Source organism: Streptococcus suis, from assembly GCF_002960425.1.
Taxonomy (GTDB): domain Bacteria; phylum Bacillota; class Bacilli; order Lactobacillales; family Streptococcaceae; genus Streptococcus; species Streptococcus suis_S.
This window is the reverse complement of sequence record NZ_POIZ01000092.1, coordinates 1-208: the sequence shown is the minus strand read 5'-3', so window position 1 is coordinate 208 and position 208 is coordinate 1. Positions and strand designations below refer to the sequence as shown.

1 pseudogene is annotated in these 208 nt (G+C 49.0%); it reads right to left on the bottom strand.

Annotated features, from left to right (window positions below):
• Positions 1-208, bottom strand: a pseudogene (locus C1G57_RS11190) (hypothetical protein); the annotation flags it as partial.

Below are 208 nucleotides of genomic sequence, written 5' to 3'. Positions count from 1 at the left end.
AAATGACAGAGCTGCCATTGGTACCATCGCGACCGTTGGTACCGTCGACACCATTACGGATAGTAGCGATTTCAGTGCGCTGACCTGTGGATGAGACATTGTAAACTTTTACAGTACCATCAGTTTGACGTTCGGAAATGACAGAGCTGCCATTGGTACCATCGCGACCGTTGGTACCGTCGACACCATTACGGATAGTAGCGATTTC